General features: G+C 69.3%; 21 protein-coding genes and 1 pseudogene. 12 read left to right on the top strand and 10 right to left on the bottom strand.

Annotation, left to right across the window (positions count from 1 at the left end; all coding sequences use genetic code 11):
• Positions 1-69: 69 nt before the first annotated feature.
• On the top strand, positions 70-1053 hold the full coding sequence (locus KXD96_RS10180; RefSeq protein WP_260740354.1) for an IS481 family transposase: 984 nt from the start codon (positions 70-72) through the stop codon (positions 1051-1053).
• Positions 1054-1057: 4 nt separating this feature from the next.
• Here the strand turns inward: KXD96_RS10180 and KXD96_RS10185 are convergent, their stop codons facing one another.
• Positions 1058-1966: a chemotaxis protein CheB gene (locus KXD96_RS10185; RefSeq protein ID WP_260744452.1), complete on the bottom strand. Its 909-nt coding sequence runs from the start codon at positions 1964-1966 to the stop codon at positions 1058-1060.
• Positions 1967-2152: 186 nt separating this feature from the next.
• On the opposite strand from KXD96_RS10185, the gene KXD96_RS10190 reads away from it, so the two are divergent.
• The 3 genes from KXD96_RS10190 to KXD96_RS10200 all read left to right on the top strand — a co-directional run bounded on the left by KXD96_RS10190 (position 2153) and on the right by KXD96_RS10200 (position 5207).
• On the top strand, positions 2153-3328 hold the full coding sequence (locus tag KXD96_RS10190) for a glycosyltransferase (protein ID WP_260744453.1): 1176 nt from the start codon (positions 2153-2155) through the stop codon (positions 3326-3328).
• A gap of 42 nt (positions 3329-3370) precedes the next feature.
• A complete protein-coding gene (locus tag KXD96_RS10195) occupies positions 3371-4426 on the top strand; it encodes a helix-turn-helix transcriptional regulator (protein ID WP_260744454.1) in 1056 nt (351 codons plus the stop codon).
• A gap of 298 nt (positions 4427-4724) precedes the next feature.
• Positions 4725-5207, top strand: coding sequence for an STAS domain-containing protein (locus KXD96_RS10200; protein WP_260744455.1), 483 nt, complete (start codon positions 4725-4727; stop codon positions 5205-5207).
• On the opposite strand, the gene KXD96_RS10205 is transcribed toward KXD96_RS10200, so the two are convergent.
• Complete coding sequence (locus KXD96_RS10205; protein WP_260744456.1) at positions 5204-6562, bottom strand: FAD-dependent oxidoreductase; 1359 nt, start codon at positions 6560-6562, stop codon at positions 5204-5206. The two genes, KXD96_RS10200 and KXD96_RS10205, sit on opposite strands and share 4 nt — an antisense overlap.
• Positions 6563-6693: 131 nt before the next feature.
• Here KXD96_RS10205 and KXD96_RS10210 point away from each other — a divergent pair, with 131 nt between their 5' ends.
• Positions 6694-7650: an alpha/beta fold hydrolase gene (locus KXD96_RS10210; RefSeq protein WP_260744457.1), complete on the top strand. Its 957-nt coding sequence runs from the start codon at positions 6694-6696 to the stop codon at positions 7648-7650.
• Here KXD96_RS10210 and KXD96_RS10215 read toward each other — a convergent pair.
• The 3 genes from KXD96_RS10215 to KXD96_RS10225 form a co-directional block, all read right to left on the bottom strand.
• Complete coding sequence (locus tag KXD96_RS10215; protein WP_260745303.1) at positions 7645-8991, bottom strand: flavin monoamine oxidase family protein; 1347 nt, start codon at positions 8989-8991, stop codon at positions 7645-7647. The genes KXD96_RS10210 and KXD96_RS10215 overlap by 6 nt on opposite strands.
• Before the next feature lie 118 nt (positions 8992-9109).
• A complete protein-coding gene (locus KXD96_RS10220) occupies positions 9110-10225 on the bottom strand; it encodes a hypothetical protein (RefSeq protein WP_260744458.1) in 1116 nt (371 codons plus the stop codon).
• A complete protein-coding gene (locus KXD96_RS10225; RefSeq protein WP_260744459.1) occupies positions 10225-11376 on the bottom strand; it encodes a phosphotransferase family protein in 1152 nt (383 codons plus the stop codon). The genes KXD96_RS10220 and KXD96_RS10225 overlap by 1 nt, the downstream gene beginning before the upstream one ends.
• Positions 11377-11433: 57 nt before the next feature.
• Between KXD96_RS10225 and KXD96_RS10230 the strand changes: the two genes are divergently transcribed.
• Together KXD96_RS10230 and KXD96_RS10235 are read left to right on the top strand one after the other, a co-directional pair.
• Positions 11434-12036: a TetR/AcrR family transcriptional regulator gene (locus KXD96_RS10230; protein WP_260744460.1), complete on the top strand. Its 603-nt coding sequence runs from the start codon at positions 11434-11436 to the stop codon at positions 12034-12036.
• On the top strand, positions 12033-12905 hold the full coding sequence (locus KXD96_RS10235; protein WP_260744461.1) for an SDR family NAD(P)-dependent oxidoreductase: 873 nt from the start codon (positions 12033-12035) through the stop codon (positions 12903-12905). The genes KXD96_RS10230 and KXD96_RS10235 overlap by 4 nt, the downstream gene beginning before the upstream one ends.
• On the opposite strand, the gene KXD96_RS10240 is transcribed toward KXD96_RS10235, so the two are convergent.
• A complete protein-coding gene (locus KXD96_RS10240) occupies positions 12902-13507 on the bottom strand; it encodes a class I SAM-dependent methyltransferase (protein WP_260744462.1) in 606 nt (201 codons plus the stop codon). The genes KXD96_RS10235 and KXD96_RS10240 overlap by 4 nt on opposite strands.
• A 40-nt stretch (positions 13508-13547) precedes the next feature.
• Positions 13548-13736: pseudogene (locus KXD96_RS10245) on the bottom strand (HNH nuclease); the annotation flags it as partial.
• A gap of 248 nt (positions 13737-13984) precedes the next feature.
• Between KXD96_RS10245 and KXD96_RS10250 the strand changes: the two are divergent.
• From KXD96_RS10250 to KXD96_RS10270, 5 genes are all read left to right on the top strand, one after another.
• On the top strand, positions 13985-14932 hold the full coding sequence (locus tag KXD96_RS10250; protein WP_260744463.1) for a DUF4129 domain-containing protein: 948 nt from the start codon (positions 13985-13987) through the stop codon (positions 14930-14932).
• Complete coding sequence (locus KXD96_RS10255; RefSeq protein ID WP_260744464.1) at positions 14929-15411, top strand: hypothetical protein; 483 nt, start codon at positions 14929-14931, stop codon at positions 15409-15411. Before KXD96_RS10250 ends, KXD96_RS10255 begins: the two co-directional genes overlap by 4 nt.
• Entirely contained in the window at positions 15408-16385 is a 978-nt protein-coding gene (locus KXD96_RS10260; protein WP_260744465.1) for a MoxR family ATPase, read from the top strand. The genes KXD96_RS10255 and KXD96_RS10260 overlap by 4 nt, the downstream gene beginning before the upstream one ends.
• A gap of 7 nt (positions 16386-16392) precedes the next feature.
• Positions 16393-17658 (top strand): DUF58 domain-containing protein, encoded by a 1266-nt coding sequence (locus KXD96_RS10265; protein ID WP_260744466.1) that lies wholly within the window; start codon positions 16393-16395, stop codon positions 17656-17658.
• 64 nt (positions 17659-17722) lie between these two features.
• Positions 17723-18112: a hypothetical protein gene (locus tag KXD96_RS10270; protein ID WP_260745304.1), complete on the top strand. Its 390-nt coding sequence runs from the start codon at positions 17723-17725 to the stop codon at positions 18110-18112.
• A 2-nt stretch (positions 18113-18114) separates the two neighbouring features.
• Here the strand turns inward: KXD96_RS10270 and nuoN are convergent, their stop codons facing one another.
• From nuoN to nuoL, 3 genes are read right to left on the bottom strand one after another with little or no spacing between them, the layout of a single operon-like run.
• On the bottom strand, positions 18115-19704 hold the full coding sequence (gene nuoN, locus KXD96_RS10275; RefSeq protein ID WP_260744467.1) for an NADH-quinone oxidoreductase subunit NuoN: 1590 nt from the start codon (positions 19702-19704) through the stop codon (positions 18115-18117).
• Positions 19704-21278 carry an NADH-quinone oxidoreductase subunit M gene (locus KXD96_RS10280; protein ID WP_260744468.1) on the bottom strand — a complete coding sequence of 525 codons (1575 nt, stop codon included), beginning with the start codon at positions 21276-21278 and terminating at the stop codon, positions 19704-19706. Before KXD96_RS10280 ends, nuoN begins: the two co-directional genes overlap by 1 nt.
• Positions 21275-23161, bottom strand: a complete 1887-nt coding sequence (gene nuoL / locus KXD96_RS10285) for an NADH-quinone oxidoreductase subunit L (RefSeq protein ID WP_260744469.1) — start codon at positions 23159-23161, stop codon at positions 21275-21277. Before nuoL ends, KXD96_RS10280 begins: the two co-directional genes overlap by 4 nt.
• Between the last annotated feature and the right edge of the window lie 3 nt (positions 23162-23164).

Here is a 23164-nt window from a genome sequence, read left to right on the forward strand (position 1 = left end):
GACATGACGAAGACCTCCGAGTGAAGTGCGAGCTGTCAAGGAACGCACTGCTCACAATCGGAGGTCTTCGTGTCCCACCGTAATGCTCCATTGTCTGAAACCGGTCGGCTGCGGCTGGCCCGGTGTGTTGTTGATGATGGCTGGCCGCTGCGGCGGGCCGCCGAGCGGTTCCAGGTGTCGGCGACCACCGCGGCGCGCTGGGCCGGGCGGTACCGCGCCGCCGGGGCGCCGGCAATGGTTGATCGCAGTTCACGCCCGCATCACAGCCCTCGCCGCACACCCACGCGCACCGAGCGCCGCATCATTAAAGTTCGGGTGATCCGCAGGTGGGGACCCGCTCGAATCGGTTACCTACTCGGCATCCATCCCTCCACGGTGCATCGCGTGCTCACCCGTTACGGGATGGCCAGACTCCGTTGGCTAGACCGCCCCACCGGTCGGGTGATCCGCCGCATCGACTCGGCTAGGTGCGGCGAGCTAGTGCATGTCGATGTCAAAAAACTGGGCAAGATCCCCGCCGGCGGTGGTTGGCGGATGCTGGGCCGATCGCTGGGCAAACGCAATTCTCAAGCTCATCGATCGATTCGGATGACCGCGCGCCACCCCGCGATCGGGTACCACTTCCTACACACCGCCATTGATGGCCACTCGCGCCTGGCCTACACCGAGCTGCTGGCTGACGAACGCAAAGACACTGCGGCAGCGTTTTGGATCCGCGCTGATGCCTGGTTCACCGCGCACGGCATCACGGTACGGAAAGTATTGACCGACAACGGGTCCTGCTATCGATCCCAGGCCTTCACCGACGCACTCGGAGCTATCGAGCATCGCCGCACCCGCCCCTATCGGCCGCAAACCAACGGCAAAGTGGAGAGATTTCACCGCACGCTAGCCGACGAATGGGCCTACGCCCAGCTCTACACCAGCGACGCCGAACGCTGCCACGCCTTCACTGCCTGGCTCCACACCTACAATCACCACCGCGGCCACACCGCACTCGGCGGCCAACCACCCGCCAGCCGCGTACCTAACCTCTCAGGTCAGTACAGCTAGCCGGTCAGCGCCCCGACCGCGCCGCCGCTTCCTTTGCGGCCTGGTGAGCCAACTGCGCGCGGCGCCGCGATTCCGCGGCCCTGCGTCGCGCCGTCGCCACCGTCTCGGTGGTGGCGCCGGATCCGGCGGAAAGCTCCGTGCGCCTGCGGCTGAGTTCGGCGGCGCGCAGTCCGGCCAGTTCCGAGCGGTATGCCGCGCCGTTAGTGGCCTCTTCGCGCAGCAGTAGCGGGAGCGCCGGCGCGGGCGCGGGGGCGTCACCGGCGCCCCTTCCAGGGTTTTGCGCCAACGGCGCCGGGCAACCTGCGCTGTCTTCGCGCGGTTGCGGCTCGGGCGGTGGGGCGCCCTCGACGATGCCGGCCAGCGCGCGGCCGATCTCGCGGATCGGCAACACCAGATCGGCCCCGGCGCGCGCCGCCGCCACCGGCATCGACGCATACAGGGCGGTGTCCGGGCGCTGCGCGATCACCACGGCGCCGGCCCGCTTCATCGCCGCGGTGCCGGCCGCCCCGTCCCGCCCCGAGCCCGACAAGACCGCCGCAACGCTGCGCGGCCCATACGATTCGGCGACCGACCGCAGCAGCACGTCGAAACGGTACGCCCCGATGTCGTGCAGAGGGCGCAGGCGGCAGCGGCCTTCCGGCGTCAGTTCCAGATGCATTCCCGGAGGGCAGACGACCACCTCGCCGCGGGCGAGGGGCTGCCCGTCGCGCACCCAACCGACGCGCCGCCCGGTCTGCCGGCGAAGGATGGCCGGCAGCACGCTGTCGTGGTCGCCGAGGTGTTGCTGCACGACGATGGCCGCCGGAAACCCGGTCGGCAGGTCACCCAAGACCGTCGAGAGGGCGTCCAGACCGCCCGCCGACGCCAGCAGGACCACCAGCTCGACGGCGGGTCCATGCCCGCTGCTCGCCACCCCGTAAGTCTTCCAAATCGGCGGCCGCCGCACAGCCCCGTCGGCGATCTGTTCCGATCGGGGCAGCGCCCGGGCTATCCAGAATGCGAAATGGGGGCCCGCAGGTGAAACCGCCCGGATGGCTCGTTTCGCCCATCGTCTGGCCGGGTACGTCCCCACGCCAAGTGGCCACGGAAGGGGTTCGAAGTGCAGATCGCCATCGTCAGCGGCGACGACGTCGTCGGCGACGACCCACAGCAGCTGTGCGCGGCGCTCGCCGCCCGGGGACACGAGGTCACCGGGTTCGTCCGGCGGAGGGGCCACCGATCTGTGGAAACCAGCACCGGTGCGCACCGCACGCTGGCGGTGTCGGTGGGCCCCCGCTCGGCAAAGTCGGCCTCGGACGTGCTGCCGTACGTCGGCGACTGGGCGGGCGCGCTCGCGCACGAGTGGGCGGCCGAGCCGCCCGATGTCGTGCACGCGTACGGCTGGCTCGGCGGCCTGGCCGCCCAACTCGCCGCGCGGCGGTACGACGTGCCGACCGTCCAGAGTTTCCTCGGGCTGGCCGCCACGTGTGGACCCACGGCCGCCGGGGGGCAGGAGAGCGAACGGCTTCGGATCGAACCGCTACTGGCGCGCAGCGCGACGTGGGTGACCGGTGAGAGCGCCGACGACGTCGATGCGCTGAGCCGGTTGCGCCATAGCCGGTCCCGGGTGTCCGCCCTGACGAGCGGTGTCGACGCCGAGCGGTACAACTCCAGCGGCCCGGCGCCGGCCCGCACCGACCTGCATCGCGTCCTGTGCTTGGCGCCGACCCCCCTGCCGTGCAACGGCTTCGACGTCGTCATCAAGGCGCTGCCCAGGGTTCCGGCCACGGAGTTGGTGGTTGCGGAGACCGCAGCCCGCAATCGGGAGCACGACGAGGCACGGGCCCGGCTGCAAGGTCTCGCCACTCGGTTGGGGGTAGCGGACCGGGTGCATTTCGCGGGCACCGTCGCAGACGACGCATTGCCGATGCTGCTGCGGTCCGCGGACGTGGTCGCGTGCACGCCGCGGCAGCCACCGCGCGCGACAACGGTGCTACAGGCGATGGCCAGCGGTGTGGTGGTGGTGGCGTTCGGCGTCGGGGTCCTCAAGGACGCCGTCGTGGACGGTGTCACCGGGCTGGTGGTGTCGCCGGAGACCCCTACCGGATTGTCGGCTACCTTGAGAAGCCTTCTTGCCCAGAGCTTTCAGTGCGAGAGCATGGGCGCGGCGGGTCGCAGCCGCGCACTGTCGCGTTATGCCTGGGACCGTGTTGCCCTTGACTGCTTGAACATTTATCAACGGGCGGGTGCCCCATCCGGCCTCCCGCAAGGCTTGCAGTCGTCGGGCGTCCGGTGATGCAATGGGGCGAGCGCGTAAAGCCCCGGGGGGACGCCGACTATGACTGCGGTGACGAGCATTATCGATAACGCCGGCTCCCATAAGGTCGCCGGTGCGGTCGGTCAATTGCCCGAGGCGGGCCAAGCCGACCCCGACCGGGCCTCGGCGATTCGGCACGAGCAGTTCCGCACCGTCGACGCGCAGGCCGCGCGACAGTTTTTCGCCGGCGCGTACAGCCCCGGTTGGCGCATCGCCGGACTCACGAGCCGCTCGGCCGTATCCCATCGGCGCTGTGAGGCGGGAGCGTTGATGGTCGACGACGTGATGATTCAGGGACGCGTCGGCCTGGAGATCCCGGCGTCCGACGGCGTGGCCGTGGTGATACAACCGCGCTCGGGGTCGACGAGCGTTGCCGGTGGACCCCCGGTGACCGCGGACTTTCCGGTGCTGGTCGCCCGCGGCATGTCGTGCGTGCTGCAGTGCAACGGCGCGCGGTTCGACGTGGTGAGCATCGCCGCCGACGCGCTGCACAAGGTCGCGGTGGATTGGCATGCGCCATTGCCGCAGCAGGTTCACTTCCTGGATTGGCGCCCACGCTCGCGCGAGGCTGTGCGGGCGTGGCACCGGACGCTGGATTACGTGGCCTCGACCCTGGCGGGCCCGGAGGCCGCCAGCCAGCCGCTCATCGTGGCGGGGCTGGCTCCGCTGCTGGCCGGCGCGCTGCTGGAGTGTTACCCGTCCAACGTCACCGAGCAGGACGCGGCGAGCGGGCCCGCGTTACCCGAAACTCTGAAGGACGCAATGTCTTTCATACATCGGCACGCCGCGGGGGACATCAGCATCAATGACGTCGCGGCCGCCGTGCACCTCACGCCCAGGGCGGTGCAATACCTTTTCCGACGTCAACTCGGCAGCACGCCAACGGAATACATTCGCCGCGTGCGCCTCAACCGTGCCCATCACGAGCTGCTGACCGGGGCGCCGTCCAACACCACCGTCACCGAAATCGCCCAGCGATGGGGCTTCGCGCACACCGGCCGGTTCGCGGTGGTGTACCGGCAGACGTACGGCCAGAGCCCACACACCACACTTCGGCACGTGACCCCGGGGGCGTGACGACGAGACGCCGCTGAGCCGCAGGTCAGGCCGCTGCGCTCACCTTCGCGCGACGGGGTAGGGCAAAACACACCGAATATCTTTTTTTCGCACGCCGATTCGTAGGTTAACCGCCTGGTTGAGCGCCGATTGCGGCCCGGCGGTGGGCTGTGCGACCCCGCCTGGGCGCACCGGCGGCGCCCGCAGCGGGTAGGCTTTGGTCAGGTTGAGTCCCCAGCTGCCGTTATCAACGGGCGCCATTCGGACACCGTCGTCGCTCGCCCCGCTCCCCACACAATCCCTGAAGGGCGCACTCAACATGACTGCTTCACCCGATTTCGGACAACCGCGCAGCCGCTACCAAATCGATTGCGCCGGAGCGCAAATCCATGTTCACGCGCGCAGCGCAGCCACCGTCTTACGCATCGACGGCGAGGTCGACGCATCCAACACCGAGCTGATAACGGAGGCCATTCGTCGCTTTTCGCGACTGCGGGCCCCGTTGATCCTCGACCTCGCCGGCCTGGATTTCCTTGCCGGCTCGGGCCTTCGGGCGCTGGTGGACCTCAACGCGGAGCATCGGCGAGCCCGGCTACGGTGCTGCGTGGTCGTCGGACCGGCGCTGCGTCGGCTCACCCGGGTGGTGCCCGATCACGGCCTGCCCATCGCCGAATCGGTCGCCGCCGCCCTTGCGCACATCGAAGGCGCCGCGGAGACCCGCCGGCGGCTGGTTTCGGGTCCGGCCCGGCAGCACGAACCGCAGCGCGACGCATCGGCGCGCGTTCGCGAACTCGCCTCCTAGCGGCTCAGCCGGCGCATCAACTGCTCGGCGGCGTACCGGCCACTGGCCACCGCGCCGTGCACCGTGGCCGGGTCGTTGACGCCGACCGCTTCGCCGGCCAGGTAGAGCCGGTCCCCGATCGGCTCCTGCAGCCTGCGCCGGTCATCGAGGCCGGACCCGGAGGCGTGAAAAGAGTAGGCGCCGCGGGCGTACGGGTCGGCGCTCCAGTTCGATGTCTTGACCTCGACCGGCGAGGCGTCGCCGAACAGGCGGCGCGCGATGGGCAGTGCGCTGGCCACCAGGTCCCGCGGTGCGGAGGACTCCACGGCGCGGCCGCGGCCACCGGCGTTGAACGCCAACACGATTGGCCCTGCCGCTGCGGGCATGGTGAACCATTGGGCCCACCGCCCGGTCTCGGCGGCGAGGTACTGATAGAACGCGTTGTCCGCCGCCCAGCCGCGCCGGTCGAACCGGAAGAAACTCTTGGACAGCACCCCGAAGCCCAGGGCGTCGACCGCGTGGCTGTGGCGGTCGGGTAGGGGCGGATCGAAGGTTATGGCACCGGCTTTCAGCACACCGAGGGGAACGGTGACGATCGCGGCGGGTCCCTGGAACGACCGATCCGTTGCCCAGACGACGACGGAGTCGTCGCGCCGGGCGATCGCGGTCACCGGCGTGTTCAATTCGATCCGAAGCCCGCCGGCCAGCAGCTTCGGCAGGGCGTCGTAGCCGTTGGTGATGAGAACCTGGTCGCCGCCGGTGTAGTCGCCCTCGTCAAACGTGATGGCGGACAGCTGATTTGCGTCGGCGGCGAATTCGTCCTCGATCTCGGTGGTGAGGTAGAACGCCAGTTCGGCGCGGTCGGAGGCGGACAGGCCTTCGGCGTCGGCCGCGGCGTTGACGGCGGCCCCCAGGCTGCCGCCGTCGACTTGGTAACGCGCCCGCTCGACGAACGCGCGCCATGGGGTCGGGTCGTAGTCCAGCGGCGCGAGTTCGGGTGCGACCACCAGTTCGGCCCAGCCGTAATAGTCGGTGGTGACCAGCTGAGCGTGCGCTTGCCGCGCCAGCCCCGTCAGCGGGTTGTCCGCGGTGCCGTAAATCCACGACGCGCCCAGCTCCAGCGGTGGGCCCCAGTCCCGGTCGGTGTGGACTCGGCCGCCGATGCGGTTGCGCGCCTCGATGACCCGCACCGGCCATCCCGCGTCGGTGAGGCTGCGGGCGGCGGACAGGCCGGCCATTCCGGCGCCGACGACGAGAACCGACCGGGTGTCCGGGCGCGGCGGGGGCTTTGGCGCTGGACGCTGCGGGGCGCAGGCGGCCATCAGCCCGCCGCCGACCACACCCGTGGTTGCCGCGATGAATTCCCGACGGGACATCGGGTGCACGGCTGTCAGCGTCTCACACAAGAAACCTTCGCCGGATTTACCGGATCTGAGCGGGCCTTGGGAATACACTTGCGCCAGTCCTTAACTGCGGCGACGGGGCTGCGTTCGAGGGGGGAGCGGCGATGAGTGCTCGAAGACCGGCTCGCGCAGCCGACCCGTACCCCGACGTGTTGCCGCCCAGCCAGACCGTGGCCGTCCGTGCGACGGACGGCACCCGGCTGCACGCCGAGGTGTTCGGCCCGCCCGACGGGTATCCGATCGTCCTGACGCACGGCATCACGTGCACCATCCGGGCCTGGGCCTACCAGATCGCGGACCTGGCCAACGACTACCGCGTGATCGCCTTCGACCATCGCGGCCATGGGCGCAGCGGAATGCCCGGGCGTGATGGTTACAGCCTTAAACACCTTGCCTCCGACCTGAATTCGGTGCTGGATGCGACGTTGGCGCCGCACGAGCGCGCCGTGCTGGCCGGCCACTCGATGGGCGGCATCACGATCGCCGCATGGTCGGCGCGGTACCGGCACATGGTGCGCCGCCGCGCCGACGCCGTCGCGCTGATCAACACCACCACCGGGGATCTGGTCCGCAAGGTGCAGCTGCTGTCGGTGCCGCACGGGCTGTCACCGGCCCGCGTACTGGCGGCCCGCGCCCTGATCAACACCTTCGGCGGATTCCCGATCCCGAACGCCGCCCGCATCCCGAGCCGCTATTTCGTTGCGATGCTGGCGGTCGGCAGGGACGCCGACCCCGGCATCGCCAGGATCGTCCACCAACTCTTCGAACAGACGTCACCGGCCGGGCGCGCCGGTTGCGCCAGGATGCTGGTCGCCGCGCTGGGGTCGCGCTACCTGGAGTTGGACGGTTTGACGGTGCCGACGCTGGTCATCGGCGGCGAACGCGACCGGCTGACCCCGATCAGCCAGGCCCGCAGGATCGCGGGCACCGCGCCCAACGTCGTCGGCCTGGTCGAACTGCCCGGCGGGCACTGCTCGATGCTGGAACACCCGCGCGAGGTGAACCGCCACCTGCGGGCACTCGCCGAATCGGCGATCCGGGACGTGCGGATCAGTTCATAGCAGGGCGGTAATCTCGGCGGCCGCCCGCTGTCCGGACCGAACGGCGCCGTCGAGGAACCCCGTCCATTCGTCCGCCGTCTCGGTGCCTGCCCAGTGAATGGGGCCGACCGGCTCGCGCAGCCACGGCCCGAATCGTGTCCACGATCCCGGCGGCACCGCGGCCGTGGGACCGCCGGGTGCGAATCGTTCTGCGCCCCAACGATGGTCGACATAGTCGAGCGGCTTGAGCGCGTCGTCGCCGAACAGCGTCGCGAAACAGCGCAACGTGTCGTGGCGACGCTGCTCGGGGGAGAGCGAGTCGAACGCGCGCGCGTCGACGAAGCCCATCAGGACGCCCGGCCCGTCGGCGTGCGGACTGACGTCGAAGGTGATGAACACCGGTCCCGTGTCGGACAGCGCCTGGCCGGAGAAGCCGTTGGCCCGCCAGAACGGCGTGGAATAAGCCGCGTACGCCTTGCTGAGGCGGCCCTGCGGCCAATGCTGGGCGAGTTGGTGGTACTCGGTGGGCAGCGGGGGAGCGAACTCGATGGTTGCACGATGGGCGGGCGGGACCGCGACGACGACGAATCCGGCCTCGGCCTGGCCGACGTCGGTGGTGACCGTCACCCCCGCGCCGTGCCGGTCGATGCGGCGGACCGGCGCGCCCAGCACCACACGGGTGCCCAGTTCGGCGGCCGCAGCCTCGGCGATCTGCTGGGTGCCGCCCGGGAAATGGTCCTGCTGCGCACCGTTTTCGACGTCCAGCAGCCGGTCCAGGCCGCCGGCGGCGTGCGTGTAGCGGGCGGCGTGCAGCATCGACACGTCGTCGGGTTCGCACCCCCAGGTCACCCGGGACACGATCGCCAGCAGGTCGCGCGACGAGGCGCTGGCGCGCACCGAGCGCAACCAGCCGCCGAGCGACACGTCGTCGAGCTCGCGCGCCCGGCGCGCGTTCCACGGGGCCTGCAGCGGGACGCCGCGGGCGATCCGGTCGAATTGCCAACGCAACCGGGCGATGTCGAGGAGGCCGGTCAGCGAGAGTTTGGGAATGGTGCCGCGGTAGGAATGCGTCCAGCCACGCCAGTGGATGACGTTCTTGCCGTCGTGGTGGGTCGGCGTGGTCGGGACGTCGAGTTCGGCCGCCAGCGCCAGGACGGCGTCCTGGGTCGGGCCGACGAAAGTGCCGCCCAGATCGGCGGGCAACCCCGCCACGCTGCCGGTGAACGACCGACCGCCGACGCGGTCGCGGCCCTCGAAGACCACCACGTCGTGGCCCTGGCGGGCCAGTTCGCGCGCCGCGGCAAGCCCCGCAAAGCCTGCGCCGACCACGACGACGTCGACGATCCACGGCGGATTTGGCACGGGCACCAGTCAACCGTATTTCCGGGGTTTCGTACGGCGAATGCCGACACCCGCGAACGTCGAGCTGTCGCGCGAGATGGCCCGAAAATCTCGGAACTCCTCGACGTTCGCGGGCTGCCTAGGGGGCGACCGTCAGCCAGTCTTTGAACCCGGACGGGTCGTGTCGGCCCAGCGCGCCGTGCTCGTAGAGGCCCCAGCCCTCCACCGGCTCGCGGTCGCCGTCGCGGCACATCGCCCGGCCGACGTGGTCGATGACGCCGAAGCCGGACCGCGCCACGATCGCCGGGTCGGTCATGTCGTAGGTCACGCGCTCGACGAACTTCTCGCCCTTCCACATGCCGTGCAGCCAGTCCGAGTCGCCGCCGTAGCCGCCGCCGACGTGGATGGGCACCGGCAGCTTGGACTCCACGTCGAAGTGCACCGGGGTCCCGTCGGAGGCCGTCGCGTCGATCGTCGCGCCGGTGGGGATGCGGGTGCCGGAGCGGTAGTGGATCTTGACCCGTGGCCAGCCCAGCTGCTCGACGCGGCCGTCGCGCCAGACCCGGGTGCAGTCGTTGAGCGAGCGGAAGCCGTTGGGCTCCTCCTGGATGATCAGCACGATGGCGAAGTCGTCGAACGCCATGGGCACGTACAGCCACCACATCCCCTCGAACGGTGGGTCGGCGGGCCGCCCCGCCGGCTCGGGTTCGCCGATCGGCCTGATGCCCCAGGACCGGTCGCGGCTGCCGAGCCAAGTCGCGGGGTCGACGGCGATCTCCTCGCCGTCGATGGCGATGCGGCCGCTCCAGCTGCCGAGCTGGGCGAACCGCTGCGCGTCCAGCGTTACCCGATTGCCGGAACGCAGGACGTGCGGCTGTTCCTGCACGACATCGAACAGTCCTTCCCAGGTGAGATCGGCTGCGATGCCTTCGGTTTCGTCGAGGACCAGCCGCAGTTTGTGCAGCGGCTCGACGACCTCGATCCGGTAGCCGTTGACGTTCTGGTTGAGCCGGTCGGAGTCGATGGCGTCACACAGGTGCACCGCGGTCTGGGTGTCCCCGCGCCGGACGAGGAAGAACGCGTCCTTGACGCCGAGGTTGGGGTAGTAGCCGATACCGCTGATGACGAAGATGTTCCCGGTGCGGTCGTGTGCGTTGAAGTAGGAGCGGTCGTAGAAGTTGCGGTCCGAGGAGCCCGGCCACGCGATCGGTTGCGGGATCTGATGTACCGGGAACTCGTCGAGCGGTCCGAGCATCACTGGTCCTCCCCGATAAGGCCCTCACCGATTAAACGTCGCATCAACCCGGCGTGGTAGAACAGCGACTCGACGTCGTCGGGTTTCTCGAGCTCGCCGAAGTGCACCCGGCGCGCGCCGGTGCGCATGAACACGCAGGCCCACATGACGCCCGAATAGACGTAGAACCAGCGCAGGTCGCCCACCTCCACGCCGGTCAGCCGCTGATAGGTGGCGCGGACGTCGTCCTCGCGCATCACCTCCGGCAGGCCCGGCAGGCCCGCCAGGCCGGTCAGTTCTTGAAACACCATGTGCGCGTAGATCATCCACGCCACGTCGAGCTCGCGCGGACCCAGCGTGACCATCTCCCAGTCCAGCACCGCCACCGGCGCGAAGTCGCGGTACAACACGTTGCCCACCCGGGCGTCGCCCCAGAGCAGCACGGGCTCACGCCCGGCCTGTTCGGCCGGCCAGTTGTCCTCCAGCCAGGTGAAGGTTCGCTCCAGCAGCGGGGAGCGGCCGATGTCCGGCACCGAGAAGTCGTACCAGGACCGCACCCAGTTGAAGTGCCGGCGCAGCGCGGTCTCACCGTCTTGCCCCTCGGTCAGGAAACCAAATGTCTTCTTCGCGTTGGGGATTGAATGCAACTTCGCGAGCACCCCGACGGTCGCGTCCTGTAGTTCGCGCTGACGCTCGGCTGGGGCGTCGGCGAACCAGTTGTTGCCGAACGTGTAGGGCATGACGTCGGGTGGCACCACACCGTCGACGTAGTCCATCACGAAGAAGGGTGTGCCCAGCACGTCACCGGTGGGCTCGAGCCAGCGCACCGGCGGGACGGGGACGTCGGTGAGTTCGCCGACCTTGCGGATGACTTCGAATTGGTGGTCAAGCCGGTAGGTGGGGAAGACCTGCACGTCTTCGGCGGCGGGCGCGACCCTGGTCACCAGCTTCTGTTCGGTCGGCTTCCCGTCCTGATGCCAGCGCGCGGTCAGGATGATCGTTTCCGACGACATCCCCGTCGAGTCGACGCCGCTTTCGACGGTCACCTGCGGCGCCGCCCCGGCCGGCAGGACGGTCGACAGCCATTTCGACATCACCGCGGGCAAAGTCGTGACGTCGCGGCTGGAGCGCTGAAGTCGGTCGACCTTGTCCAGCACGGGTTCGTTGGCCACGGGTGCCTCCATTCTTTGAGACTTCTTCGCGGCAATTACGATACGGTAGGTAGCGATATGAAAGCAGACCAGTCCGCCATTGACAAGGCCCCCGGCGCCGGCCGGCCGCGGGACCCGCGCATCGACTCGGCCATCCTATCGGCGACCGCGGAATTGCTTGTCCAAATGGGATATTCAAATCTCAGCCTGGCCGCGGTCGCCGAGCGGGCGGGAACGACGAAATCTGCGCTGTACCGCCGGTGGTCGAGCAAGGCCGAGTTGGTGCACGAGGCGGCCTTCCCGGTGGCGCCGACCGCGCTTCAGGCGCCGGCCGGGGACATCGCCGCCGACATCCGGATGATGATCGAGGCCACCCGCGACGTCTTCACCACCCCGGTCGTGCGCGCCGCCCTGCCCGGGCTGGTGGCCGACATGACCGCCGATCCCGCGCTGAACGCCCGGGTGATGTCCCGGTTCGAGGACCTGTTCGCGACCGTGCGGTTGCGGCTGAGTGACGCCGTCGACCGGGGCGAGGCGCATCCCGACGTGGACCCGGACCGGTTGATCGAGTTGATTGGGGGAGCCACGATGCTACGCATGCTGCTGCGCCCGGAGGACCAGCTTGACGATGCGTGGGTCGAGCAGACCACGGCCATCGTCGTGCACGGGGTGACGCGATGACGGGGCGGCTGGCGGGGCGCGCCGCGATCGTCACCGGTGGGAGCCGTGGGCTGGGCCGGGCGATCGCGCTGGCCCTCGCGGCGGAGGGTGCCGCCGTGGCGGTGGCCGGGCGCACCGAACAAGTATGGGATGAGCGGTTGCCGGGCACCATCGGCGAGACGGTCGCCGACATCGAGGCGGCCGGCGGGCGCGCGGTGGCGGTCCGGGCCGACCTGACCGACCGTGATGACATCGCCCGGTTGGTCGGTACGGCGCGAGATACCCTGGGGCCCATCACGATCCTGGTCAACAACGCGGCCTTCACCGCGCCCGGCCGGCCGCCGACGCCCGGCTCCGAGCCGCGCGTCAAGTCCGCCAAGCCGACGGACGGCGCGCTCAAGCCCGGATGGCCGGGCTTCGTCAGCATCCCGTTGGCCGCCTATCGCCGGCATTTCGAGATCGCGGTCTTCGCCGCCTACGAGCTGATGCAGTTGGTGTGCCCCGACATGATCGAAGCGGGCTGGGGGTCGATCATCAACATCACCTCGGTCGCGTCGCGAATCCCCGGCAACGGGCCGTACCCGGACCGCAGCGGCGGGGTGCTGCCCGGGTACGGCGGATCCAAGGCGGCACTCGAGCATCTGACCCAATGCGCCGCATACGATCTGGCCGATCACCACATCGCGGTGAATGCCCTGTCGCCGTCGAAACCGATCCTCACCCCGGGCCTGGCCTACTACGCACGCGGGTTCGACGAGACCGCCGCGGCCGACGAATTCGCCCGAGCGGCGGTCGAATTGACATTGGTCGATCCCGAGAAGGTCACGGGCCGCACCATCGGGCACCTGCAGGTGCTCGACGGCAGCTTCCGGCCCTTCCAGCTCGACTAGGCCGGCTTTGTCGCCGTGACCGCGTTGATGATCACGGCATGCAGCCGCTGCCATTTCGGTGAGCGGAATCCCGCCTGCAGCAGCAGACGTTCGGCGCGGTGCCGGGTGCGGGCCTTGCGGCGACGAGTCACCGCGAGGGTCGGTAACCGCCACATCGAAAACCGGTCGACCAGCACCAGGCGTCCGCCGGGCCGCAGCACGCGGGCGCATTCCATGAGGCCCACCAGCTGGTCGGACCAGTGATCGAATGACGTGGTGCTGAGGACCAGGTCGAAGGCGCGGTCGGCATAGTCGAGCTCTTCGGCCGCTCCGCGCTTGAAGCTCACTCTCGGGTCGCGTGCGAGAGTCGTTGCAACGGAGACCATCTGAGGGGCCGGGTCGATCCCGCAGAGGTGTTTGGCGTTCGGGTAGCGGCGAGCTAGCAGCTGCAACAGGTAGCCGGTGCCGCATCCGACGTCGAGCACATACTCGGGAGCGGTGACCGTCGCCACGGCCAGGTGTGCGGTGCGATCGGCGATTTCGTGGTGCAGCCGGCCGCGCCAGCCGCGGTCGTAGCCGGCCGCGCGTTCGTCGAACGCGGCGACATCCCGATGCGGCGGCACACGGTGAGTGTCTCACCGGGCGTCGCGGTTGGCGACAATCTCAGCACCCCGACTGGGATTCGCCGGGTGGGTCGGGGTCGCCGCGCAGGAGTTCGTCGGGGTGGTGGGCGCGGTTGACCTCGGGCGGCCCGACGCCATCCGTCCAGCCGAGCCGCCCGTCGCCGGTGACCTCGGTGCGCCTTTCGCCCCGACTGGCCGCCGCGTGGTCGCATCCGCATGCGAAAACAATCGTTGCCGACGACGACCGAGGAGGTCTCCCGGAGCGCGTCGCGGGCGGCGTCGATCGCGTCAAGAGCGGCGCCGATCCGCTCCCGTGCCTGTTCGGCGCTCATCCGAAAACCCACCACCCCATCGTATCGAACACTCGTTCGAAAGTAACCGCCCGAAACGCCCTCTGTGGATAAACCCCGGACTGTGGATAACCCACGGTCTGACGTGCCAGGATGAGGCATAGCCAACCGGTCGAGTGGTGTGCCAATGCTTGGTATGGACAAGGCCACGGGGCGGGCCGTCGCCCTGATCGTGCTGCTGCTCGTCGTCTCGGCCGCCCTGCGCGGTTACCTGCCGGCCTCCCACCCAGCGGCGCGGGGCGAGGCCACCGGCAGCCGGGCCGCCCTGGTCTTCGTGGTGGCGATCCTCGCGGCGACCGTCGCGCTGGTGGCGATCGCGGTCATCGCGCGGTTGCGGGACCCGCGCGCGGGGGCGCCGCAGGCCGGCCAGCTGTCCGAGATGCTCGGCACCGGCAGGGGCCGGCCGAGCTGGCGCGTGTTGCTGATCGGACTCGGGGTCATCGTCGCCTGGCTGCTGATCATGATGGTCGCGTCCCGCCTGCTGGCGCCGCACGGTGCCGGTCAGGCGCCGCCCTCGGCCGCGACCGGCGCTTCGCCTGCGGAACATGTCAACGCCCCGGCGCCCCGGGAGCCAGGTTCGCCGAACGGAAACATGCTCGGCATCCTGCTTGCCGCCACCGTGCCCATGATGTTGATCATCACCACGGGCGCGGTCGTCATGTCGCGGCGACGGTGGCGCGCACCCACGCCGGGCCCCGTCGCCGACGATCACGTCGAATCCCCGGCGCCGCCGACGCGTTCCGAATCACTGGCACGGGCGGCCGAACGCGGGCTGGCCGAGATGACCGACCTCAGCCGGGAACCCCGCGAGGCGATCATCGCCTGTTACGCGGCGATGGAACGCGAGCTCGCCAATGTGCCCGGCGCCGTCCCGCAGGACTTCGACACCCCCACTGAGGTGTTGGCCCGAGCGGTCCAACACCACGCGCTGCACGCCGACAACGCCGTGCGATTGGTGAACCTGTTCGCCGAGGCGCGATTCAGCCCGCACGTGATGAACGAGGGACACCGCGACGTGGCGGTGCGCGTTCTGCGGTTGGTCCTCGGCGAATTGGGCTCGCGGAGCCCGGTATGAAAAAAACCCTGGCCCTTGGCATCTGCCTCATCACCGCGATCGAGTTGCTCGCGCTGACACAGCAGGACCGCCGGTTCGTGTTGGCCGCCTCCGGTGCTGCCCTGGCTCTGGTGCTGCTCACCGTCCGTCGCGTGCTGGGGCGCGGAATGCGGCCCGAGACCGAAGCGGAGCCAGACGATCTCGGGGATTCGTTGCGCCGCTGGCTTTCCAACACCGAGACGACGATCCGGTGGTCGGAGTCCTCCCGCGTGGACTGGGACCGCCACCTGCGCCCGATGCTCGCGCGCAGATACGAAATGGCTACCGGTCAAAGACGATCCAAAGACCCGGTGGCGTATCAGACGAGCGGTCAGATGCTCTTCGGGACCGAACTGTGGCAATGGGTCAACCCGAACAACGTCGCGCGGACCGGCGACCGGCAACCCGGTCCCGGCCGCGGGGCGCTGGAAGAGATTCTGCGAAAGTTGGAACAGGTATGACGCTGCCGGCGGCAAGAACCACGGCGCACTGCGAGGCGGTGCTCGACGAGATCGAGCGCGTGGTGGTGGGGAAGCGTTCCGCGCTCACGCTCATCCTCACCGCGGTGCTCGCCCGCGGCCATGTCCTGATCGAGGACCTCCCCGGGCTGGGCAAGACGCTGATCGCCAGGTCGTTCGCCGCCGCGCTGGGGCTGCAATTCACCCGCGTGCAGTTCACCCCGGACCTGCTGCCCGCGGACCTGCTCGGCTCGACGATCTACGACATGCAATCGGGCCGCTTCGCCTTCCGGCCCGGACCCATCTTCACCAACCTGTTGCTCGCCGACGAGATCAACCGCACCCCGCCCAAGACGCAGGCGGCCCTGCTCGAGGCGATGGCCGAAGGCCAGGTCAGCATCGACGGCGAAACGCACCAGCTGCCAAAGCCGTTCGTCGTGCTCGCGACCGACAATCCGATCGAGTACGAGGGCACCTATCCGCTGCCGGAAGCGCAGCTCGATCGGTTCGCCATTCGCCTGGAACTGCGCTACCTCTCCGAACGCGACGAGACCGCGATGCTGCGCCGCCGCCTCGATCGGGGGTCGAACGAGCCGACGGTCAATCAGGTCGTGGATGCGCACGACCTGCTCGCGATGCGGGAATCGGTCGAACAGGTGACCGTGCACGAAGACGTGTTGCACTACGTGGTGTCGCTGGCCAACGCCACGCGGCATCATCCACAGGTGGCGGTGGGCGCCAGCCCGCGCGCCGAACTCGACCTGGTCCAACTCGCCCGCGCCCGAGCGCTTTTGCTCGGCCGCGATTATGTGATCCCCGAAGACGTCAAGGCGCTCGCCGTCCCGGTCGTCGCGCACCGGATCACCCTGCGCCCGGAAATGTGGGTGCGAAAAATCCAGGGCGCCGACGTCGTCGCGGAGCTGTTGCGCCGCCTGCCGGTGCCGCGCACCAGCGGCGGACCGGGGGGGGCCGAATGAGTGCGGCGTGACTAATCCCGCGGTCGAATTCCGCTGGCGCGCATCGGACTTGACGCTGGCCATCGCGACGTGTGCGGGGTTGGCGCTGGCGGCCGCGGTGATCGGCGCGCGGTGGCAGCTGATCGCCTTCGCGGCGCCGCTGCTCGGCGTGCTGAGCTCCATCAGCTGGCAACGGCCCGTGCCGACGATCCGCGTGCACGGCGACCCCGATTCGCAACGGTGCTTCGAAAACGACCGGGCGTTGCTGCGCATCTGGGCGAGACGGGACGGCCAGGCAACGGGGCATGACGCGGTCGAGGTCACCGTACCCGCCGTCGACGGGATGCAGCTCGAAATTCTCGACTCCGGTTCCCATCACGCCAAAACGGTTGCGGCAACTGCACAACGCTGGGGCCGGTACTTCATTCGGGCCCGGGTCGACGCGGTCGCGCGGGGCGGGCTGGTGTCGGGGACGGCCGTCGTCGACGCCGCGCAAGTCATCGTGTTTCCGCTGACGCCTCCGCAGTCGACGCCCATCCCGCGCACCGAGCTGCTCGACCGCCTGGGCGCCCACCTCACCCGGCATGTCGGGCCCGGCGTCGAATATGCCGACATCCGCACCTACGTGCCCGGCGACCAACTGCGCGCGGTGAACTGGCCGGTGAGCGCGCGGCGCGGCCAGCTGCACGTTACGCAGCGCCTGACCGACCGCGCCGCCGACGTGGTGGTGCTGATCGACACGTATCGGCAGCCGGCGGGGCCGGCTACCGAAGCCACCGAGCGCGTCGTACGCGGCGCCGCGCAAGTCGTGCAGACCGCGCTGCGGCACGGGGACCGTGCCGGGGTCGTCGCGCTGGGCGGCAACCGCCCGCGCTGGCTGGGTGCCGACATCGGGCAGCGCCAGTTCTATCGAGTCCTCGACACGGTGCTCGGCGCGGGCGATCGATTCGAAAACACCACGGGCACTTTGGCGCCGCGCGCGGCCGTCCCCGCGGGTGGCATCGTCATCGCGTTCTCCACACTGCTCGACACCGAATTCGCGCTCGCGCTGATCGATCTGCGCAGGCGTGGCCATGTTGTCATCGCCGTCGATGTCCTCGACAGCGCCCCGTTCGAGGTCGAGCAGGATCCGCTGGTGAACCGGATGTGGGCGCTGCAGCGCTCGGCCATGTATCGCGACATGGCCACCGTCGGCGTCGACATCGTGTCGTGGGATCCAGACAGCGGATTGGAGCAGTCCATGGGCGTGTTGCCGGACCGCCGCAGGCGGGTGCGGGGACGGCTCCGTGGCTAGCGAGGAGACGCCGGCACCGCCGCGGTTGTGGGCCCCGGTGTTCTCCATCGCGTTCGGCCTGCTGATGGTGGGCCTGGCCGCCGACGGCTCGCGGCCGGCGGTGGCCGCTTGGGGGGCGGCCCTGATCGCGGTGGCCGGGGGAACGGTATTTCGCCCCGCCGCAACGCTTGCCGTGTTGCTGTCGGTGGCCACCATCACGCTGTCCGACCCGCCGCTCGTGTTCGTCGCGCTGTCCGGGCTGTGCGCCGCGGCGTACCTGGTCTGCCGCCACGCGGTCGGCGCCTCGGCCGGTGTGGTGATGGGCAGCTGGCCGACCGCCGTTGGCGCGGTGAGCTTTACGTTCGCCGGGCTGGTCGCGACGTCGTTTCCGCTGCAGCTGCCGTGGTTGCCGCTGGCCGCGCCGCTGGCGGCGCTGGGCATTTACGTGCTGGCGCTGCGCCCGTTCCTGAGCTGATTTCAGTGCAGCAGTTGGGCGGCCTGATCGGCCAGGTCGAGCACCGGCTGCGGGAAGACGCCCAACAGCACGGTGACCGCTGCACACAACGCGATCGCCGCCTTGCTCAGGATCCCCGGCGCCACCACGTGTGGGGTGTCGTCGGTCGCCTCGGTGAAGAACATCGACACGATCACCCGCACGTAGAAGTACGCGGCGATCCCGCTGGCCACCACACCGATGATCACCAGTGGCACCGCGCCGCCCTGGGCCGCGGCCTTGAACACGGCGAGCTTGCTGACGAAACCGCTCGTCAGCGGGATGCCGGCGAAGGCCAGCAGGAACATCGAAAACATCACGCCCACAATGGGTGAGCGCTGCCCGAGCCCCGCCCAGTGCGACAGGGCGGCGTCTTCGACGCCGTCGGAATCGCGGATCAGGCCCACGATGGCGAACGCGCCGACGGTGCTGAAGCTGTAGGCGAGCAGGTAGAACAGCGTGGACGAAAGGCCCGCCTGGTTGTCGGCGATCACGCCGGTGAGGATGAACCCGACGTGGGCAACCGACGAGTAGGCCAGCATGCGTTTGACGTCGGTCTGGTTCACCGCGGTGATGGTGCCCACCGCCATGGTGAGAATGGAGATGGTCCACAGCACCGGCCGCCATTGATCGTGCAGCGGCGGCAGCGCCACGTAAACCACCCGCAGCAGCGCGCCGAAGGCCGCGACCTTGGTGGCCGCCGCCATGAACCCGGTGATTGGCGTGGGCGCCCCCTGGTAGACGTCCGGGATCCACGAATGGAACGGCACCGCACCCACTTTGAACAGCAGGCCGACCGACAGCAGCGCGACGCCCACCAGCGCGGTCGAGGTGTCGCCATGCGCCGCCAGCGCATCGCGGATGCCGGTCAGCAGCAGCGTGCCGGTTGCGCCGTACAGCAGCGCCACGCCGTACAGGAAGAACGCCGACGAGAACGCACCGAGCAGAAAGTACTTCATGGCCGCCTCTTGCGACAGCAGCCGCCGATGCCGGGCCAGGCCGCACATCAGGTACAGGGGCAGCGAAAGGACTTCGAGCGCAACGAACATCGTCAACAGGTCGTTGGACGCCGGGAACACCATCATGCCGCCGACGGACAGCATCGCCAGCGGGAACAGCTCGGTCTGCGCGGCCCCGGCCCGCTCCGCGTCGCGCTCGGCGTCGCTGCCGGGAACCGCGGACGCCTGCGGGGTGAAGGAATCCAGGCCGGCCGGACCGGCGGCTCCCACCCCCGCGGCGACCTTGCTGTCCGCCTTGGTCTGCGTGCGTTCGGCCATGAAGATGACCGCCAGCACTGCGACCAGCAGCACCGTGCCCTGCAGGTACAGCGTCGGTCGGTCGATAGCCATCGCGCCCAGCACCGTCGCGCGGCCGGAGGCCGAAACCGAGCGGCTCACCACGACCACCGCGACGAATGCCGCGACCAGGCCGGCCAGGGCGAGCGTCACCTGGGCGCCGTAGCGAACCCGCCTGGGCAGGAACGCTTCCGCGAGGACTCCCGCCACGGCGACGCCGAACACGATGAGTGTGGGGCACAGCAGGAAGTACTCGATGCTGGGGGTGGGGAGGGGCATTATCGCGGTCCTTCGGCTGTCCGGGGTACGCGGTTGACTGCCGGCACGCTCGGCGCGGGATCGTGCTGACCGATCGTGGTCATGGTGTTCTCGACCGCGGGGTTGATGATGTCCAGCACCGGCTTCGGATAGACCCCGAGAACCAGCAACAGCGCGATCAGCGGTGCCACCACGATCAATTCGCGCGCCCGCAGGTCGCCGATCTTCTCGTTGCCGGAGGCCACCGGCCCAGTCATCATGCGCTGGTAGAGCCACAGCATGTAGATGGCGGACAGCACCAGCGCGGTGACACCGAACGTGGCGGCCAGCCAATATCGGTTGAAAGTGCCCAGCAGCACCAGGAATTCGCTGATGAACGGCGCCAGGCCGGGCAGCGACAGCGTGGCCATGGCGGACACCAGGAATGTCCCCGCGAGGATGGGCGCCACCTTCTGCACCCCGCCGTAGTCGGCGATCGCGCGGCTGCCGTGCCGGGATATCAGGAAGCCGGCGATCAGGAACACCGCCGCCGTGGACAGGCCGTGGTTGAGCATGTACAGCGTCGACCCGCTCTGGCCCTGGCTCGTCATCACGAAGATGCCCAGGATGATGAATCCGAAGTGGGAGATGGAGGTGTAGGCGATCAGGCGCATGATGTCGGTCTGCCCGATGGCCACGATCGCGCCGTAGATCACCCCGATGACGGCCAGCACCACGATCAGGGGGCGGAAATACGTTGAGGCGTCGGGGAACAGCTGCAGGCAGTAGCGCAGCATGCCGAAGGTGCCGACCTTGTCCATCACCGCCATCATCAGCACCGCGGTCGCCGGGGTGGCCTCCACCGCGGCGTCGGGCAGCCAGCGGTGGAACGGCCACAGCGGCGCTTTGATGGCGAACGCGAACATGAAGCCCAGGAACAGCGCCTTGAACACCGCGGAGTCGGCGCCGTAGCGCCCGGAGGCGACCCCGGCCACGATCTCGCGGAAGTCGAAGGTACCCGAACCGTGCTGCGCGGTCACCACGTACAGCCCGATCACCGCGGCCAGCATGATCAGCCCGCCGAACAGGTTGTACAGCAAGAACTTCACCGCGGCGCGCGACTTGCCCGCACCACCGCCGAAGCCCCCGATCAAGAAGTACATCGGGATGAGCATGGCCTCGAAGAACACGTAGAACAGCAACACGTCGAGCGCGACCACCGAGATCAGCACCATCGACTCGATGGCCAGCGTCAGGGCGACGTAGGCGTGCACGCCGCGCGGGTTGCGTTCGCCGCCGTCGTTCCAGCCGGCCACCTGCAGCACCGGGATCAGCACCGCGGTCAGCAGCACCAGCACCACGGCGATGCCGTCCACGCCCAGGGAGTAGGTGGCGCCGAACGCCGGTATCCAGGAATGGCTTTCGACGAATTGGTAAGTGCTGCCGCCGGTTTTGAAGCCGAGGGTGACGACGATCGCGACCGCCAGCGTCAGGACGCCGAAGACTAGGCCGGTCCACTTGGCCAACCGGCGCAGCCCCGGCGGCAGCAGGATGACGAGCGCAGAGCCGGCCAGCGGCAGCAGCCACAGAACGCTGAGCCACGGAAGGTTGTTCACCACAGTTTCACCGCCAGGATCAGCGCGATCACCAGGACCGCGCCCGTCAGCATCGACAATGCGTAGTTGCGGGCGAAGCCGGTTTGCAGCCCCCGTAGGCGATTCGAAGTCCGGCTGACCAGCGCGGCCAGCGCGTTGACCGAGCCGTCCACCCCCGCGTCGTCGACGTCGACAAGCGCTTGGGTCAGTTCGGCTCCGGGGCGCATGAACACCTCCTCGTTGAAGGCGTCGCCGTAGAAGTCCCTGCGGGCGGCCGTCGTCACCGGCGACACCGAGAGCGGGGCCACACTGGGGATTTCGGCGGTGGCGTACAGCCGGTAGGCCACCGCGATCCCGATCGCGACGACGCCCAGCGCCAGGGCGGTGCTCACCCAGGCCGGGAAGGCGTGGGTCACCTCCTCGTGCTTCCCGACGACCGGCTCGAGCCAGCGCTGCAGGGTGCCGCCGACGGCCAGCAGGCCGCCGGAAACCACCGAGCCGATGGCGAGCAGGATCATCGGCCAGGTCATCAGGGCCGGTGCCTCGTGCGGATGGCTGCCCGGGGCCCAACGCTTTTGGCCGAAGAACGTCATCAGCATCACCCGGGTCATGTAGAACGCGGTGACGCCCGCGCCCAGCAGCGCGGCCCCGCCCAGCACGTAACCGCGGACGCCGCCGGCGCCCAGCGCGGCCTCGATGATGGCGTCCTTGGAGAAGAAGCCCGCGAACGGGGGCACGCCGATGATAGCCAGATAGCCCAGGCCGAAGGTGGCGAACGTGATCGGCAGCGCCGCGCGCAGGCCGCCGTAGCGGCGCATGTCCTGTTCCTCGTGCATCGCGTGGATCACCGCGCCGGAGCCGAGGAACAAGCCGGCCTTGAAGAAGCCGTGGGTGAGCAGATGCATGATCGCGAATGCGTAGCCGGCCGGGCCGAGACCGGCGGCCAGCACCATGTAGCCGATCTGGCTCATCGTCGAGGCCGCCAGCGCGCGTTTGATGTCGTCCTTGGCGCAACCGATGAACGCCCCGAGCAGCAACGTGACGGCGCCGACCACCACGACGGCGGTCTGGGCGTCGGGCGCCAGGTTGTAGAGCGGATTGGACCGCACGATCAGGTAGACACCGGCGGTCACCATGGTGGCGGCGTGGATCAGCGCGGACACCGGGGTGGGGCCCTCCATGGCGTCACCCAACCAGGCCTGCAGCGGGACCTGCGCGGACTTCGCGCAGGCGCCCAGCAGCAGCAGCAAGCCCATCGCCGTCAGCGCCCCGCGGCCGGCGCCGGGCGCTCCGGCGAACACCCCGGCGTAGGACAGCGTGCCGAATGTGCTGAACATCAAGAACATTCCAAGGGCCAGCCCGGCGTCCCCGACGCGGTTCATCACGAACGCCTTCTTGGCCGCTGTGGCCGCCGTCGGCTTGTGGTACCAGAACCCGATCAGCAGGTAGGACGCCAGGCCCACGCCTTCCCAGCCGACGTAGAGCACCACGTAGTTGTCGGCGACCACCAGCAGCAGCATCGAAGCCAGGAACAGGTTGAGGTAGCCGAAAAACCTTCGGCGGTCGGGGTCTTCGGCCATGTAGGCGACCGAATAGATGTGGATCAGCGACCCGACCCCGGTGATCAGCAGCACGAAACACACCGACAGCTGGTCGATCTGCAGGCCGAGGTCCACCTGCAGCCCGCCGACCGGGATCCAGCTGAACACCCGCTGGTGGATGACCCGGTCGTCGGCGCCGCGGCCGAGCAACTCGTTGAGCAGGCTCAGGCCAACGCCGAACGCCGCGAGGGCGGTGGCGCAGCCCAGCCAGTGCCCCCACGCGTCGGTGCGTCGACCGCCGAACAACAGGATCGCGGCACCCGCCAGCGGCAGCGCCACCAGCAGCCAGGTGTAGTGAGTCATGTT

It is taken from the genome of Mycobacterium sp. SMC-2 (assembly GCF_025263485.1).
Classification (GTDB): Bacteria; Actinomycetota; Actinomycetes; order Mycobacteriales; family Mycobacteriaceae; genus Mycobacterium.